This window comes from Shimia biformata, from assembly GCF_016888515.1.
Taxonomy (GTDB): Bacteria; Pseudomonadota; Alphaproteobacteria; order Rhodobacterales; family Rhodobacteraceae; genus Shimia_A; species Shimia_A biformata.
The window spans coordinates 528,212-543,261 of record NZ_JAFEJK010000001.1 but is presented as its reverse complement, the minus strand read 5'-3'; the positions used below and the strand labels follow the sequence as shown (position 1 = coordinate 543,261).

The following is a 15,050-nucleotide window of genomic DNA, read 5'->3' as shown; positions in this document are numbered from 1 at the left end:
GCTGGGCGGGCAAAGACCGGGCTTGGGCGCGCATTGCCTCTCGACAGCGCGCACAGATGGCACCCATAGTGTCCTTGATTGCCAACAAAGGACCTTGCCGCACGTGATCTTTTACGACTGCTCCACTGCCCCCAGCCCTCGTCGCGCACGCATGTTCATCGCCGAAAAAGGGCTGAAGGTGGACAGCAGGGAGGTGTCACTCGCCAGGAACGAACAATTCGACCCGGCCTTCCTTGAAATCAATCCGCGCGCTACGGTGCCGGTGCTGATTACCGAAGAAGGCAATGTCCTGAATGAAAACCTGGGTATCGCCGCATATCTTGAGCGGCTTTGTCCCGAGCCACCGCTCATTGGCACCAATGCCGAAGAGACGGGCGAAATCTGGTCCTGGACCGCTACCGCCGAGCAAACCGGAGGCATCGCCATTGCTGAGGCGCTGCGCAACGGAAACCCGCACATGAAGGGACGGGCTCTTCCGGGGCCGGATGACTTTGACCAGATCCCCGAACTGGCAAGGCGCGGCATGGCGCGTTCGGCGCTGTTTTTCGACCGGCTGGACGCCCATCTTGACGGACGTGACTTCATCGCTACCGAGCGCTTCACCCTGGCCGACATCACCTGTTTCGTCTTTGTGGATTTCGCCCGTGTCATCAAGCTGCGTGTGGACGACAAGAGGCCCAACCTGAACCGCTGGTACCAGGCCGTAAAATCACGCCCAAGCGCGCAGATGTAATCCCAACAAAAAAAGGCCCGGAGCATGTCCGGGCCAGTCCAACAGGGAGGTGCATATCGTAACCCGGATATGCGCGGGTATGGTCTTACGTATAATTGCGGCGCTATTGTGCCACTTTGATCCACGTCAACAAATACTGTTAACGACACAAGTGATCCCGCGTTGTCGCTTTGGCAACAGTGACGCCACGGCGCAGCAGAGATTGACGTCACGCAACCAACCGATAACCTCCTGATTCCGTAATCAAAATCCGCGCATTTGACGGATCTGGCTCGATCTTTTGGCGCAGGCGATAGATATGGGTTTCCAACGTATGCGTGGTGACCCCAGCGTTGTAACCCCAGACCTCGTGCAACAAAACATCGCGCGCTACGACGCCGTCGGTCGAGCGATAGAGGAACTTGAGGATGTTGGTTTCCTTTTCGGTCAGCCGAATTTTCTTTTCGTCTTCTGTTATCAGCATCTTCATCGACGGGCGGAACGTGTACGGCCCAAGCTGGAACACCGCGTCTTCGGATTGTTCGTGCTGACGTAACTGTGCCCGGATGCGTGCGAGTAGAACCGGGAATTTGAACGGTTTGGTGACATAGTCATTAGCCCCGGCATCCAATCCCAGAATGGTGTCCGCGTCACTGTCATGCCCAGTCAGCATCAGGATCGGGCTTTTGACACCCTGTTTGCGCATCAGGCGGCACAGTTCGCGCCCATCGGTGTCGGGCAGGCCGACATCTAGGATGACCAGATCATAGAGCCCCTCTTTGACGCGGGTCATCGCCTCGGCGCCGCTTCCGGCTTCGAACACGTCAAAATCTTCGGTCATGACAAGTTGTTCGCTCAGCGCCTCACGCAGGTCCTCATCATCATCAACCAGAAGCAATCTCTTGAGCTGTGCCATCTGCGGCCTCCGCTGTTTTCCGTCCTGCAAACGATGTGGCGCCGGTTCACGTGATCGGCAAGATTTGCTGCAATTCTCTCACGGGCTCGTGTTGTTGAGGTGGGAAATGTTTCATATTGCTGCAAAGACCGCTACATCTGGCGGGCCGGATTGCAACAGGACTGCTGCTACAAATGAGCTTTGCGCCGAACATCGTAGAACGCCTCGCGCGGGCCGAAGCCGACTTGCGGATGGGGGTGCCGATTGTGCTGACCCATGCCGGTCGGGCAGCTGTTGTGATTGCCGCCGAGACGGTCAGCCGCGACCGGCTGGATCTTTTGGCAACGCTTGGCAGCGATCCGGTGCTTGCCATTACAGCGCGGCGTGCGGAAACCTTGAAAGCGCGGGCATATGACGGCGACTTGGCGCGGATTCATCTGCCCGATGGGGTGGATCCCGGGTGGGTGCAAGGGATTGCCGACCCGCAAGACGATCTGCGCAAGCCAATGAAGGGTCCGCTGTCGACCCAGCGTGACGGCGATGCGACCCTGTCGCGCACGGCGATCCGGCTGACCAAGGCGGCACGCCTGTTGCCGTCCGCGCTGGTGGCCGAGGTTGAAAACGGCCCCGCCTTTGCACTTGAACACGGGTTGACGCTTGTACCAGCCGCTGACGCCGCCCCCTATCTTAGCGACACCAGCCCGCTGCACCCGGTGGTTCACGCCCGGCTTCCCATGGCGGCCGCCGAGGCCGGGCGCCTGCACATCTTTCGCCCGGAAAACAGTGGCGAGGAACATTACGCCATCGAAATCGGCCGCCCACCTCGGGACAAGCCAGTTCTGGCGCGGCTGCATTCGGCCTGTTTCACCGGCGACGTCCTTGGGTCTCTGAAATGCGACTGCGGCCCGCAACTGCGCGCGGCACTCGCGCAAATGGGACATGAAGGCGCGGGGGTTCTTCTCTATCTCAACCAGGAAGGGCGAGGCATCGGCCTGGCCAACAAGATGCGCGCCTATTCGTTGCAGGATCAGGGATTTGACACGGTCGAGGCCAATCACCGCCTTGGCTTTGAAGACGATGAGCGGGATTTTCGCATCGGCTCCAACATCCTGAAAGAGATGGGTTTTTCTTCGATCCGATTGCTGACTAACAATCCGAGAAAGATTGAGATGATGCAGTCTGCGGGTGTCCAAGTCACTGAGCGCGTGCCGTTGAAGGTGGGCGAAAGCGCCTTCAACCGCGCCTATCTTGCGACCAAGGCGGACAAGTCCGGTCACCTTCTATGAGTGCCCGCGATTTGGTCCTGGCCAAGCGCGGTCTGCGCTTTTTGGGCCGGATATTTCCCTGCGCGGTCGGGCGTGGCGGAGTAGTTCAGGACAAGCTCGAAGGTGATGGTGGCACACCCGCCGGGATCCATCGGATCACGGGGCTGGCCTATCGGCCGGACCGAGTTGCCCCGCCCGCGCCATGGGCGGTGCCGATTGGAAACGACGATCTATGGTGTGATGCGCCGGATCATCCGGCCTATAATCACTGGGTCCGGGCACCATTTACCGCCAGCCACGAACGTCTGCGCCGGGCCGACCCGCTTTATGACATGGTGCTGCTGACGGATTGGAACTGGCCCGAAGCCACGCCGGGTAGGGGCTCGGCGATTTTCCTGCATCAATGGCGCCGCCCGCATTTCCCGACCGAGGGCTGCATCGCGTTCAGGCGCGATCACCTGTTATGGATTGCACAGCGGGCGGAACCAGGAACGCGGCTGATCGTTCCGGCCTGAATCTCAGCCATAATCACGGGCCCCGAAAATGGCCGACCCAACCCGTACATGGGTGGCGCCAAAACTGACCGCCTTTTCGAAATCCGCACTCATTCCCATCGACAAACCGTCGATACCGTTCCGCGCGGCGATTTTCGCCAGAAGCGCAAAATGCAGCGACGGTTCCTCATTCACTGGCGGGATGCACATCAGCCCAACGACAGGAAGGTCCATGCCACGGCACTCGGCAATGAACGCATCCGCGTCCGCTGGGAGGATACCCGCCTTTTGCGGCTCTTCCCCGGTATTGACCTGAACAAACAGGTCCGGGCAATCGCCGGTTTCCTGAGCAAGCCGGGCCAGCGTATTGGCCAGTTTCGGACGGTCAAGCGAGTGAATGGCGTCGAAAAGGCCGATGGCTTGTCGTGCCTTGTTGGTCTGCAGTGGTCCTAAAAGATGCAGTTGGACATTGTCGAACCGCTCGCGGAAGTTCGGCCACTTGCCTGCTGCTTCCTGAACCTTGTTTTCACCAAACAAACGGTGCCCCTGCTGCAATACTGCTTCGACCCGCTCATTGGGCTGGACTTTTGAAACCGCGATCAGCCGCGTGCTACCGACCGGACGGCCGGACTCGGTTTCGGCTTTGTGCAGACGGGACGTGATTTCACTCAGCGACATGGTGGCTCCGGCATGTTGCGTTTTGGGCAAATAACAACAGTCCGGGCAAAAAGAAAAGGGCAGGTCCAAAGACCTGCCCTTCCCTTTTAGGTGTTTCTAACTTCTGGATTAGAAGTTGAAACGAACACCCAGGTCGGCCATCGTGGTGCCGGAAGTGGTTTGAACCACACCACCTGCGATGGTTGCGCCACCCAGACCGTGGGTGAAGCCGATGCCGTAGTTCTCGTCCGAACCATCTTCCGAGCCGATGTACGCGGTGATGTTGGTCGATGCGCCAACGCCGAACGAACCCGACAGAACGCCTTTGGTGACGCCGTCGTTGTCTGCAACCGACAGGCCGACGCCGAATGCGCCGAACGAACCGCCGATGGTACCGACCAGTTTGTCTTCACCAGCAGTGTCCGAGTCTTGGTACGCAACAGCAACAGTCCAGCTGCCGAAGGTGTACGAACCGTGGATCGCGGTGCGGTCGGTAACCGGCGAGTACGACAGGTGTGCGCCAAATGCGCCGCCCGAGTAGATCGCTTCAACGCCGTTCACGCCGCCAGCTGCCGACGAGAACGAGTCCCATGCCCAGTAGCCAGCTGCGCCATCGGTGTTAACCGACAGGTTGCCCCAGCCCAGACCGGTCAGACCAACCGCGCCTGCGTACAGGCCGGGGGTGCTTTCCAGAGCGCCGTTGATGTTGCCGACGTTAACGCGGAAGCCGCCAGCCGAAACGCCAACTTGGGGCGACGAAACGGCCGAACCGTGCGGTACGCCAGTGGTGGTCGAGTTGGTCGAACCCGAACCGGTTTCACCACCACGAACACGGACGCGTGCGTGCATGGTTGCACCCGAATCGGTTTCGGCGGTGCCGTCGATGTTCAGGGTGAAACGATTGTGCAGGGCCCACTCATCGGTGGTTGCGCCCTCGGTGTAGATGACACCAAAACGTGCGCTACCCGACAGGGTGACGTCTGCTGCTGCAACACCAGCGGTGGCGACCAGAGCAGTCGTAGCGAAGAGAACTTTTTTCATAGTTTTTTCCCTCGGTTTTCCAATTCATGCCCAAACCGGAGAATCCGATAAGGGTGCGAGAAAGCTATTCGCTCTTTTCGGGGGCTTTTGGCAAGCTTGCGCCGCGCCAGCCATTCAATGTCCCCGGATATGGTGCAGCTATGCCACAGTTTGCCCGGCCAGCAGACATCGGGGGCAAGGACCCCATGCTTGACCACTATGACCTTGCCCAAAAGCACATGCTTATATAGGACGGTAAAAAACGAGGATGTGGGCAAGTTCATGTTGAAAACCTGGGTCATTCGGTGCGTGGCAATCGTGGCGGCAGTCTCGGTCCTGTCTTCTTGCGGCGCGAACAGGGGCACAAGTGCAACTGCGGCCACCGAATATCTTGAACGTGACGATGTCGGGAACCCAGTAGAGAACCAGAAAGGCGGCACGTCGATCTGGGATCTTTTTGCGCCCAACAAGTCCGATCAGGTTCTGAATGTGAACAAATACCTGTGGCACGCCTCGTTGCAGACACTGGATTTCCTGCCAATCGAAACAGTTGACCCGTTCTCGGGTGTTATCGTGACAGGCTATGGTGTTCCGCCGGGTGGTGGTCGCAGCTATCGCGCAACCGTCTATATCCGCGACCCTGCACTGGATGCACGGTCGCTGCACGTCGCCATGCAGACGCGCGGTGGGGCGCCGGTTGCGGCAGGCACCGTGAAGGCGGTGGAAGAAGCGATCCTGACCCGCGCCCGCCAGCTTCGCGCGTCGGATGCCCAGTTCTGATCCAACATCCGTTCCAGGGGCTTTACAACTCTGGTTTTCGCGGCGAACAGCCAGCCAAACTGTTGATCCAATCCAACTGCGCCGGCAGGCACACGTTTCCAAGGTCATACGTCCCGATGGCGTGGCGGCGCGCGTTTTCGCCAAGCCGCGCGGCCAGATCGGTATCCTTGAGCACGCGGATCACCGATTCGACCAGCGCGTCCCGGTCGAAGAAATCGAACAACAACCCGGTCTCTTCATGCGTGATCGCCTCGGCGACAGGTGCCGTGTCGCTGGCGACAATCGGAGTCGCGGCGCTCATCGCTTCGATCAGGGACCAGCTCAGGACAAACGGATAGGTCAGATAGACATGCGCCCGGCTGACCTGCAAAAGCGTCAGGAATCGGTCATAAGGGATGCGGCCAAGGAAATGCACGCGCCGCCAATCTGAATCGGGAATTTGCGACCGAACCTCGTCCACATAAATCTGTTTCCATGTCTTGCCCTTGGGCGGCGCGGCGCCATAGCTGACCTCATCACCGCCAACGATCAGCACCTGCGCACTTGGACGCGCAGCCAGGATCTGCGGCAACGCGCGCATGAAAATGTGATAACCGCGATAGGGTTCGAGGTTGCGGTTGACGAAAGTGATGACCTCGTCCTTCCGGCTTAGCGTGCCCTTGCCCTCGGGCAGGTCAAACTGAACCTCGGGGTTGGGGCGGACATGATCGGTGTCGATACCATCGTGAATCACGCTGATGCGGTCTTGCAGGGCATCCGGGAAGCTGTCCGCCTGAAACCGGGTCGGGCTGATCGCCTTGTCCGCAATGTCGAAATGCAGGAAATTGTTGATGTTTTTCATCCGCAACCGCAGCGGTTCAAACTCGGTGTTCTGACGCGGAAATTCGGGGTCAAAACCACTATCGCCGCCTTTCGCATTGTAAAACAGTTCGAAATACAGCCCGATCCGTGCGGCAGGCCAGACATCGCGCAGAAACATCGACTCGCCCCAACCGGGATGGGCGACAATCACATCCGGGTCGAAGCCCCGTTTTTTCAGCTCTTGCGCAGCCAGAAAACAGGATTCCGCCCTCAGGAGCTTGGACTCGAAGTCGACAAGCCAAGGATGCACCCCCGTTCCCGGCTTGCGCTTGATCCGGTAGGGCAAAACCCGGACGCCGTTCCAGGTGGTCGGCTCTTTTACACGCAACGTCAATGCTACGACCCGGTGCCCCGCCTGCACCAGCGCAGGGGCAAGATGTTTGAACTGTCCGGGAAAGTTCTGGTGAATGAAAAGGATATCCATCTGCCCGCCTGAAATCGCCGTTCGACCACTAAAACAGAGAGATTCCCTGCAAGCCAGCCGCAAATACCGCGATTTGTGGGGATGTTTCGCCGAAGGCTCTGGACCAAGCGTCGCCAGATGCCTATCACCCCATGCGAAGTCCAGACCCGAAAACCGCCCAAGAAAAGGTGATAACGCATATGTCGCGCTATTCAGCAGCCGAGATCGAAGCCCGCTGGCAGGACGCCTGGGACAAGGCCGGCACCTTTACCGCCATCCGCGATACCTCTAAGCCGAAGTACTACGTGCTAGAGATGTTCCCCTATCCGTCGGGCAAGCTGCACATGGGTCATGTGCGCAACTACACGATGGGCGATGTTATTGCGCGACACCGTATCGCGACGGGCCATAATGTGCTGCACCCGATGGGGTTCGATGCTTTCGGGATGCCCGCTGAAAACGCGGCGATGGCCATCGGCGGCCATCCCAAGGACTGGACCTATTCGAATATCGAAACGATGGTCGAACAGATGAAACCGCTGGGCTTGTCTCTGGACTGGAGCCGGATGTTCGCAACCTGTGACCCGGAGTACTACGGCCAGCAGCAGGCATTGTTCCTCGATTTCCTTGAAAAGGGGCTGGTCTATCGCAAGAACGCGGTGGTGAACTGGGACCCGGTCGACATGACGGTTCTGGCCAACGAACAGGTCGAAAACGGGCGCGGCTGGCGGTCGGGTGCGCTGGTCGAACGGCGCGAGCTGACGCAATGGTTCTTCAAGATCAGCGATTTCTCTGAGGAACTGCTCGACGCGCTGGACGGGCTTGAGAGCTGGCCCGCCAAGGTGCGGCTCATGCAGGAGAACTGGATCGGCAAGTCTCGCGGCCTTGAGTTTTCATTTGACCGCACCGATGGCGGTGACCCGATCACGGTTTATACCACCCGCCCCGACACGCTGATGGGGGCATCTTTTGTCGGCATCTCGCCCGACCACCCGATCGCCAAGCAGCTTGAGGCGGAAAACCCGGATGTCGCCGCGTTTGTCGCCGAGTGCCGCAAGGGTGGCACCACGGAAGAAGCCATCGAGACCGCAGAGAAGCTGGGTTATGACACGGGTATCACCGTCCGGCACCCGCTGAACCCCGACTGGGAGCTGCCGGTCTGGATCGCCAACTTCATCCTGATGGATTACGGCACCGGCGCGATTTTCGCCTGCCCTGCCCATGACCAGCGCGATCTTGATTTCTGCCGCAAATACGACCTGCCGGTGATCGACACCTTCCTTGCGCTCGACGATCCCAAGCCCGTCGACACCGAAGCCTTCGTGCCTCCGAAAGAGCAGAAGGTGAAATGGGTCAACCACTTTGCAGGTCTGGACGAGGCAACAGGCCAAGAGGCCATCGACGCCACCATCGACTTCGCCGAGAAGGCCGGCTGGGGCAAGGGCGTGACCAAGTTCCGCCTGCGTGACTGGGGCCTGTCGCGGCAGCGTTACTGGGGTTGCCCGATCCCGGTGGTGCATTGCGCCACCTGCGGCGTCGTGCCTGAAAAGAAAGAAAACCTGCCGATCAAGCTGCCTGACGATGTCAGCTTCGACAAACCCGGCAATCCGCTTGATCGCCACCCGACATGGCGCGATTGCGCCTGCCCGACCTGCGGCGCCCCGGCCAAGCGCGAGACCGACACGATGGACACGTTTGTCGATTCATCGTGGTATTTCGCCCGCTTCACCGCGCCTCATGCCGATACCCCGACCTCGATGGAGGACGCGGACTATTGGATGAACGTTGACCAGTATATCGGCGGCATCGAACACGCGATCCTGCACCTTCTGTATTCACGTTTCTTTGCCCGCGCGATGCACATCTGCGGCCACTTGCCGGAGAAGTCGATCGAGCCGTTCGACGCCCTGTTTACCCAGGGCATGGTAACCCACGCGATCTATCAGACCACCGGCGACAATGGCCGCCCGGTCTATCACTACCCGGCGGATGTCGAGGAACGCGACGGCGGAGTTTTCGTCAAGGAAACTGGCGAGAAAGTGACCGTGATCCCCTCGGCCAAGATGTCAAAATCCAAGAACAACGTGGTCGATCCGCTGGCGATCATCGGCAATTACGGTGCTGACACCGCGCGCTGGTTCGTTCTGTCGGATAGCCCGCCGGAACGCGACGTCGAGTGGACCGCGTCCGGGGCCGAGGCCGCGTTCAAACACCTCAACCGCGTCTATCGCATCACGTCGGAAATAGCGGAGTTGCCCGGTGGCACCGGCGAAGGAGACGACGATCTTCTGCGTGAAATGCACAAGGCCATCCGCGACGTGACTCTTGGCGTCGAAAGTTTTGGGTTCAACGCCGCGATTGCCAAGCTCTACGCTTTCACCAACACGCTGGCGAAATCCAAGGCGGGCGGCGATGCCAAGAAACAGGCGGCACGGGCATTGGCGCAACTGATGTCACCGATGACCCCGCACCTGTCCGAGGAAATCTGGACCCTTCTGGGTGGCGAGGGGTTGATCGTGAACGCGCCGTGGCCGGTCGCGGATGAGGCAATGCTGGTCGAGACCGCTGTCACACTGCCGATCCAGATCAACGGCAAGCGGCGTGGCGAGATCGTGGTACCCAAGGACATGGCCAAGGAAGAGGTTGAAAAACTCGTCCTGGCCCATGATGCTGTGATCCGTGCGCTGGACGGGGCCCAGCCCAAGAAACTGATCGTCGTCCCGGGACGGATCGTGAATGTCGTGGTGTAACCGCCGAACCTTTTTGATTGGTGCCGTGGCCCTCGGGGGCTGCGGCTTTACCCCTGCCTATGGGCCATCGGGCGGCGCGGCAGGGCTTCTGGGGCGGGTCGAGATTGAGGAACCAGGCGACCATTATGGCTATGTTCTGGTCCGCGAACTTGAGGACCGGCTGGGCCGGACCAGTTCCGGCAAGTATTACCTCAGCCTGTCCACCACGGTCGAGCGGCAAGAGATGGCGGTGACCATCGGCGGGCTGACCAACCGGTTCGACCTTTTGGGCGAAGCGACCTATGCCCTGATGGACAAGAACACAAAGGAAGTGCTGACCACCGGCAAAGTGGACAATTTCACCGGCTATTCGACAACCGGAACCACTGTTGCAACCCTCGCAGGGGAAACTGACGCTGAAGAGCGCCTGATGATCATGCTGGCGGACCAGATCCACGCCCAGCTATTGGCCTTTGCCAAGACAAACCCGCTATGAAGCTGTCTACACGCGACGCAAACCGGTATTTCGCCAAGCCAGAGCCGCAGCGCACCGGGTTGCTGATCTATGGACAGGACGCGATGCGCGTTGCGCTGAAGCGACAAGAGGTGATCGCCGCGCTTATCGGGCCGCAGGGTGAAGAGGAAATGCGCCTGACGCGAATTCCCGCAGCCAGCCTGCGCAAGGAACCCGCTCTTGTGACCGATGCGCTGAAATCCGTCAGCTTTTTTCCCGGCCCCCGTGTCACCTTTGTCGAAGACGCCACCGATGCCGCCGCCGAGCCGATCCTGAACGCTCTTGCCGACTGGAATGAGGGCGACGCGCAGCTTGTTGTGACGGCTGGCGCGCTCAAGAAGACTTCGAAGATCCGCAAGGCGTTTGAAGGCCATCCCAACGCCTATGCCGCCGCCATCTATGACGAGCCGATGGGCCGGGACGAGATCGAGGCGGAACTGAAACGTGCCGGGGTTGCCGGAATTGGCCGCGAAGCGATGACGGATCTGACCGCGCTATCGCGAGAACTTGACCCGGGAGATTTCCGTCAAACGGTTGAAAAGCTGGCTCTTTTTAAACTCGGTGATGAGACCGAAGTATCGTCAGCCGATGTTCAGGCCTGCGCGCCGACCTCGACCGAGGCCGATCTTGATGACGTTCTGAACATCGTCGCCGAAGGGCGATCGGGCGAGATTGGTCCGGTCATGCAAAAGCTTCACGCCCAAGGCGTGCAACCTGTCGCACTGTGCATCGGTGCCACCCGGCATTTCCGCGCACTTTACACCGCCGCCGCTGATCCCGGCGGCGCGGCTGCCGGAATTTCCCGGATGCGCCCGCCGATCTATGGCCCCCGCCGCGACCGCATGTTGCGGCAGGCCCAGGGTTGGGGGCCGCACAAACTTGAACAGGCACTGACAATGCTGACCGACACCGACCTGCAACTGAGATCGGCTGGACAGAACGCCCCGGCAATGGCCCTTGTCGAGCGCACCCTTCTGAGGCTGGCGATGTTGTCATCGCGCCGCTGACCGGTCCCGCCCCGAGTCACGCAGACGGCGCATACATCGCAAAGACCTCGGCCTCGGTCATCTTGTGCGTCTCGCCCTGAAACGCGTATCCATCAGGTTTTCTGTCAACAAATATCTCGCCGGTCAACAACACACCGTCCGGGTCATCCAACGTCCCAAGACCAATGTGCAGCACCCCCTGTCCCGGTCCGGGCATGGTGACGCGATAGAACAAACTACTTCCACAGCTCTTACAGAATCCACGCTCTGCCCAGTCGGACGACTGGAAGACGCCAATATTCTCTTCCCCGGAAAACTGCGCGCCGCCCGGTGCGACCTGCATCCCAAGATACACTCCGCCTGAAAACTTGCGGCACATGCCGCAATGACACGCCCCGGTTTCCCTTGGTTTCTCGGCCAGTTCGTAGCGCACCGTGCCACACAGACATCCACCCGTTACCGCCATATTGTATCCTTTCGCTGATTGGTTTTTCGTCTTGCCCTTACCCTAACCGGGGCTGCTGACAAATTCTGGCAACAAGAGCCGCGCAGTTCGGTCTTGCACGCTCGAGTATGACGGGCCAGTCTGTGGACGGTTCGAAAGCGGCAGGGGAACGGCATGTACGAGGTTATCGGCGGCAAACAAAGCCGCACTTTCAGGGTGCTTTGGGCGCTTGAAGAACTGGGGCTGGACTATACTCACACGCCAGAGAAGCCGCGATCAGATCTGGTGACACGACTGAACCCTACAGGCAAGATTCCGATCCTAAAGGACGGCGATGACGTCGTCACCGACTCGACCGCGATCATCACCTATCTTGCCGACAAACATGGCGGCCTGACGGCCCCCGCCGGCACCATTGCCCGCGCCCAGCAAGACGGCATCACCCACCAGGTTCTTGATGACATTGACGCGGTTCTCTGGACCGCAGCGCGTCATAGTTTCATCCTTCCCGAGGAACATCGTGTTGATGCCATCAAACCCTCCCTCAAGTGGGAATATGCCCGCAACCTTGAAAAGGTCATGGTGCGGGTGAAGGGACCGTTCCTGATGGGAGAAGAGTTTACCATCCCCGATATCATTCTGGCTCATTGCGGCGGTTGGGCTATGAATGCGGGCTTCCCGACCGACAATGCCGCGTTGAAGGACTATGTCAAACGGTGCCGGGCGCGACCGTCGTTCCAGAAATTGACGGCAAAAACCTGACCGGCTACCTCGCGACAAAATCGGAAGCGCTACGGCCCGCCCATGCCCCCGTAGAAAGGCAAGCGGTCAACAGGTAACCGCCGGTCGGTGCCTCCCAGTCAAGCATCTCTCCGGCGGCAAAGACGCCCGGACGGTCCCACAGCATAAACTCATTGGTCAGGGCGTCAAAGCGCAACCCGCCTGCGGTCGAAATCGCTTCGTCCATCGGTCGCGGCCCGGCATGACGGATCGGCAGGGCTTTCAGCAAAGGCGGCAGGTCGTTAGGCAAAGGGCGCCCGAACTCCATCAGCAGCGCCTGTTTCACCGGGTCTAGCCGCAGCATCTTGCGCAGGTGGTTCGACAGGGACGCCTTGCCGCGCGGCCGGGCCAGTCGCTGACGCAATTGCGCCTCGGACAGATCCGGCATCAGGTCCACAAACAGGTCCGCACCATCGCGCATTGCCCGCGACACGGCATAGATGCCGCCGCCTTCAAGCCCGCGCTCAGAGATCACGAACTCGCCCCGGACCGATTGCTTGCCAGCCATCAGCGTCACGGATTTGACGGGCGTTCCGAAGAAACGGGCCATATGAGGTGACCAATCCACGAGAAACCCCACGTTGGCTGGCTGGAATGGGGAAAGTTGATCCGATGCAAACCCATTCGCCCACAACCCATCCGAACCCAGCCGCGCCCAACTTGCGCCGCCCATCGCGAGCACCGTGACTTTGGACGTCACACTGACACGACCCTCGGGTGTTTCAAACACCGACCCGTCCCCATCAAACCCGGCCCAACCACAGCGGGTGCGCAGGGTTACCCCTGCCCCTTCCAGCCTGTGCAACCACGCCCGCAACAACGGAGATGCTTTCATCACGTCGGGAAAGACGCGCCCCGATGACCCGGTAAACAACTGTTGCCCCAACCCCTCGGCCCAGCACGTCACGTCGTCAGGACCAAACGCATCCAGCATCGGGCGCAACACATCGGCGCGGTCCTCATAGGCCGAGAGAAAGTCGTCGAAGGGCTCTGATTTGGTCAGGTTCAGACCGGATTTCCCGGCCATCAGGAACTTGCGCGCGGGCGATGGCTTGGCCTCGGCCACCAAGACCGACAGGCCGCGCGCCGACATGACCTCGGCCGCCATCAGGCCGGCTGGCCCGGCCCCAATGACCAGCGCATCCGTCATGCTGGTTTTGTCGGGATGTCGCCCTTCACTTCGATCACGCGATGCGGATAGGGGATCTCGATACCGTTGTCCTTCAGCGCGTTCCAGATCAGGAAAAGCACGTCCGAGGTAAACTTGTTTTTACCGTCATCCAGCCCGTTCACCCAGAACTCGACACAGAAGTCGACTCCGCTGTCGCCAAATCCCCGCAACTCGCAGTCCGGTGGAAATGGGTCATCAAGGACCTCGGGGTGGGTTGCGACCGCCTTTTCCACGATATCGGGCACAAGGTTGATGTCGGTGTCATAGGATACAGAGAACGGTGCCTCGTAGCGGTTCGCCGATCCCTGGTCCGAAAAGTTGATGACCCGTGTGGTGATAAAATCCTCATTTGGGACCACGATCCAGCGTCCGTCGAAGGTTTCCAGGATCATCGCGCGGGCGGTGGTCTTGACGATGGTCCCGGCCTCGCCGCCATCCAGTTCCACATAGTCGCCCACGGTTGCCTGCCCTTCCAGCAGAAGGATCACGCCCGAAATGAAGTTCGATGCAATCTTCTGCAGGCCAAAGCCCAGACCAACGCCGATCGCGCCGCCAAGAACCGCCAGCGACGTCAGCGAAATCCCGAGGATGTTCATTAACAGAAGGAAAGCGATCCCGAAAATCGCGATCTCGGCGGCCTTGGCCGCCAGTTCGCGCGTCGCGGGGCGCATATCGTCCTGCGCCTTGATCAGCGATGACGACTGCTCGGCCGACCATCTTCCCAGCCAGAAGATCACTCCACCGACGATCAGCGCCCGCACGGCAAACAGAAGCGAGAAGGACAGGTTGCCCAGCGGCACCACTGTGTCTTCCAGAAGCCCCACCAACTCATCCATCAATCCCAGCGCATAAAGAGCGGCCAGCGGGACAAGCACATAGCGCCCAATGACCTTGAACAGCGGGTCCTTGATGATTTCACGCACCAGGATGCGGGCTGCGATGAAGATGAACACGCGCTTACCGAAGGCAATGACCGCGCCAGAATTGAACAGCGACCGCGTCACGTTTTCGCCAATGCCGGTAAAGACATAAGCCAGAACCGGCAACAGCAGCGGTGTCAGGATCAACAGGGCTCGGCGGACCTTTGCAGTCGGTCCGTCTTGTTCTTTTTTCGGCGCCAGCGCCTTGACCAGCAATGGACGCAGTCGCCGCGTGGCCAGAAGCGCCACGAAATAGGCCAGCACCAGAAGCGCCAGCTGCGACCATGCGGCCGGGCTCAGAAGCCAGCCCTCTGCCAGCTCCCAACCCTGTTCCAGATAGTCCTGCCCGATGGCAACAAGTTCAGCCTGGCTTTCCATGATCACCCTTTGACACCACGTTCACCTTGCTTTCCTCATG

General features: G+C 59.9%; 15 protein-coding genes. 8 read left to right on the top strand and 7 right to left on the bottom strand.

The annotated features are described in order from the left end of the window. Nucleotides 1–103 precede the first annotated feature (103 nt). The gene (locus tag JQ863_RS02555; RefSeq protein ID WP_204115033.1) at nucleotides 104–733 is read left to right on the top strand and encodes a glutathione binding-like protein; all 630 of its coding nucleotides are present in this window, start codon (nucleotides 104–106) and stop codon (nucleotides 731–733) included. A 208-nt stretch (nucleotides 734–941) separates the two neighbouring features. Here JQ863_RS02555 and JQ863_RS02550 read toward each other — a convergent pair whose 3' ends face one another. Beyond that, nucleotides 942–1,628: a response regulator transcription factor gene (locus JQ863_RS02550; RefSeq protein WP_204112761.1), complete on the bottom strand. Its 687-nt coding sequence runs from the start codon at nucleotides 1,626–1,628 to the stop codon at nucleotides 942–944. A gap of 173 nt (nucleotides 1,629–1,801) precedes the next feature. Between JQ863_RS02550 and ribA the strand changes: the two genes are divergently transcribed. Both ribA and JQ863_RS02540 read left to right on the top strand, forming a co-directional pair. Then, the gene (gene ribA, locus JQ863_RS02545) at nucleotides 1,802–2,893 is read left to right on the top strand and encodes a GTP cyclohydrolase II (protein ID WP_204112760.1); all 1,092 of its coding nucleotides are present in this window, start codon (nucleotides 1,802–1,804) and stop codon (nucleotides 2,891–2,893) included. Then, on the top strand, nucleotides 2,890–3,387 hold the full coding sequence (locus tag JQ863_RS02540; protein ID WP_204112759.1) for a L,D-transpeptidase family protein: 498 nt from the start codon (nucleotides 2,890–2,892) through the stop codon (nucleotides 3,385–3,387). The genes ribA and JQ863_RS02540 overlap by 4 nt, the downstream gene beginning before the upstream one ends. Before the next feature lie 3 nt (nucleotides 3,388–3,390). Here the strand turns inward: JQ863_RS02540 and JQ863_RS02535 are convergent, their stop codons facing one another. Further along, entirely contained in the window at nucleotides 3,391–4,044 is a 654-nt protein-coding gene (locus JQ863_RS02535) for a YggS family pyridoxal phosphate-dependent enzyme (RefSeq protein WP_204112758.1), read from the bottom strand. Between the two features lie 108 nt (nucleotides 4,045–4,152). Then, nucleotides 4,153–5,064: a porin gene (locus JQ863_RS02530; protein WP_204112757.1), complete on the bottom strand. Its 912-nt coding sequence runs from the start codon at nucleotides 5,062–5,064 to the stop codon at nucleotides 4,153–4,155. Between the two features lie 261 nt (nucleotides 5,065–5,325). Between JQ863_RS02530 and JQ863_RS02525 the strand changes: the two genes are divergently transcribed. Then, on the top strand, nucleotides 5,326–5,823 hold the full coding sequence (locus tag JQ863_RS02525) for a DUF3576 domain-containing protein (RefSeq protein WP_204112756.1): 498 nt from the start codon (nucleotides 5,326–5,328) through the stop codon (nucleotides 5,821–5,823). A gap of 22 nt (nucleotides 5,824–5,845) precedes the next feature. Here JQ863_RS02525 and JQ863_RS02520 read toward each other — a convergent pair whose 3' ends face one another. Continuing rightward, nucleotides 5,846–7,108 carry a glycosyltransferase family 4 protein gene (locus JQ863_RS02520; protein WP_204112755.1) on the bottom strand — a complete coding sequence of 421 codons (1,263 nt, stop codon included), beginning with the start codon at nucleotides 7,106–7,108 and terminating at the stop codon, nucleotides 5,846–5,848. A gap of 179 nt (nucleotides 7,109–7,287) precedes the next feature. Here JQ863_RS02520 and leuS point away from each other — a divergent pair, with 179 nt between their 5' ends. Genes leuS through holA form a run of 3 tightly spaced genes read left to right on the top strand, consistent with a single transcriptional unit; the run spans nucleotide 7,288 to nucleotide 11,337 of the window. Next, the gene (gene leuS / locus JQ863_RS02515) at nucleotides 7,288–9,837 is read left to right on the top strand and encodes a leucine--tRNA ligase (RefSeq protein ID WP_204112754.1); all 2,550 of its coding nucleotides are present in this window, start codon (nucleotides 7,288–7,290) and stop codon (nucleotides 9,835–9,837) included. Continuing rightward, nucleotides 9,824–10,312: an LPS assembly lipoprotein LptE gene (lptE, locus tag JQ863_RS02510; protein ID WP_204112753.1), complete on the top strand. Its 489-nt coding sequence runs from the start codon at nucleotides 9,824–9,826 to the stop codon at nucleotides 10,310–10,312. The genes leuS and lptE overlap by 14 nt, the downstream gene beginning before the upstream one ends. Next, nucleotides 10,309–11,337, top strand: coding sequence for a DNA polymerase III subunit delta (holA, locus tag JQ863_RS02505; RefSeq protein ID WP_204112752.1), 1,029 nt, complete (start codon nucleotides 10,309–10,311; stop codon nucleotides 11,335–11,337). The genes lptE and holA overlap by 4 nt, the downstream gene beginning before the upstream one ends. A gap of 16 nt (nucleotides 11,338–11,353) precedes the next feature. Here holA and JQ863_RS02500 read toward each other — a convergent pair whose 3' ends face one another. Further along, nucleotides 11,354–11,782 (bottom strand): GFA family protein, encoded by a 429-nt coding sequence (locus tag JQ863_RS02500; protein ID WP_204112751.1) that lies wholly within the window; start codon nucleotides 11,780–11,782, stop codon nucleotides 11,354–11,356. 153 nt (nucleotides 11,783–11,935) lie between these two features. On the opposite strand from JQ863_RS02500, the gene JQ863_RS02495 reads away from it, so the two are divergent. Beyond that, on the top strand, nucleotides 11,936–12,523 hold the full coding sequence (locus JQ863_RS02495; protein ID WP_204112750.1) for a glutathione S-transferase family protein: 588 nt from the start codon (nucleotides 11,936–11,938) through the stop codon (nucleotides 12,521–12,523). 4 nt (nucleotides 12,524–12,527) lie between these two features. Here JQ863_RS02495 and JQ863_RS02490 read toward each other — a convergent pair whose 3' ends face one another. Then, entirely contained in the window at nucleotides 12,528–13,691 is a 1,164-nt protein-coding gene (locus JQ863_RS02490; protein ID WP_204112749.1) for a TIGR03862 family flavoprotein, read from the bottom strand. After that, nucleotides 13,688–15,010 (bottom strand): mechanosensitive ion channel family protein, encoded by a 1,323-nt coding sequence (locus JQ863_RS02485; protein ID WP_204112748.1) that lies wholly within the window; start codon nucleotides 15,008–15,010, stop codon nucleotides 13,688–13,690. The genes JQ863_RS02490 and JQ863_RS02485 overlap by 4 nt, the downstream gene beginning before the upstream one ends. Nucleotides 15,011–15,050 lie beyond the last annotated feature (40 nt).

Excerpts from the sequence above, each read along its gene's own strand:
- JQ863_RS02550 (WP_204112761.1), bottom strand. The coding sequence starts at position 1,628 with ATGGCACAGCTCAAGAGATTGCTTCTGGTTGATGATGATGAGGACCTG.
- ribA (WP_204112760.1), top strand. The coding sequence starts at position 1,802 with ATGAGCTTTGCGCCGAACATCGTAGAACGCCTCGCGCGGGCCGAAGCC.
- JQ863_RS02540 (WP_204112759.1), top strand. The coding sequence starts at position 2,890 with ATGAGTGCCCGCGATTTGGTCCTGGCCAAGCGCGGTCTGCGCTTTTTG.
- JQ863_RS02535 (WP_204112758.1), bottom strand. The coding sequence starts at position 4,044 with ATGTCGCTGAGTGAAATCACGTCCCGTCTGCACAAAGCCGAAACCGAG.
- JQ863_RS02530 (WP_204112757.1), bottom strand. The coding sequence starts at position 5,064 with ATGAAAAAAGTTCTCTTCGCTACGACTGCTCTGGTCGCCACCGCTGGT.
- JQ863_RS02525 (WP_204112756.1), top strand. The coding sequence starts at position 5,326 with ATGTTGAAAACCTGGGTCATTCGGTGCGTGGCAATCGTGGCGGCAGTC.
- JQ863_RS02520 (WP_204112755.1), bottom strand. The coding sequence starts at position 7,108 with ATGGATATCCTTTTCATTCACCAGAACTTTCCCGGACAGTTCAAACAT.
- leuS (WP_204112754.1), top strand. The coding sequence starts at position 7,288 with ATGTCGCGCTATTCAGCAGCCGAGATCGAAGCCCGCTGGCAGGACGCC.
- lptE (WP_204112753.1), top strand. The coding sequence starts at position 9,824 with ATGTCGTGGTGTAACCGCCGAACCTTTTTGATTGGTGCCGTGGCCCTC.
- holA (WP_204112752.1), top strand. The coding sequence starts at position 10,309 with ATGAAGCTGTCTACACGCGACGCAAACCGGTATTTCGCCAAGCCAGAG.
- JQ863_RS02500 (WP_204112751.1), bottom strand. The coding sequence starts at position 11,782 with ATGGCGGTAACGGGTGGATGTCTGTGTGGCACGGTGCGCTACGAACTG.
- JQ863_RS02495 (WP_204112750.1), top strand. The coding sequence starts at position 11,936 with ATGTACGAGGTTATCGGCGGCAAACAAAGCCGCACTTTCAGGGTGCTT.
- JQ863_RS02490 (WP_204112749.1), bottom strand. The coding sequence starts at position 13,691 with ATGACGGATGCGCTGGTCATTGGGGCCGGGCCAGCCGGCCTGATGGCG.
- JQ863_RS02485 (WP_204112748.1), bottom strand. The coding sequence starts at position 15,010 with ATGGAAAGCCAGGCTGAACTTGTTGCCATCGGGCAGGACTATCTGGAA.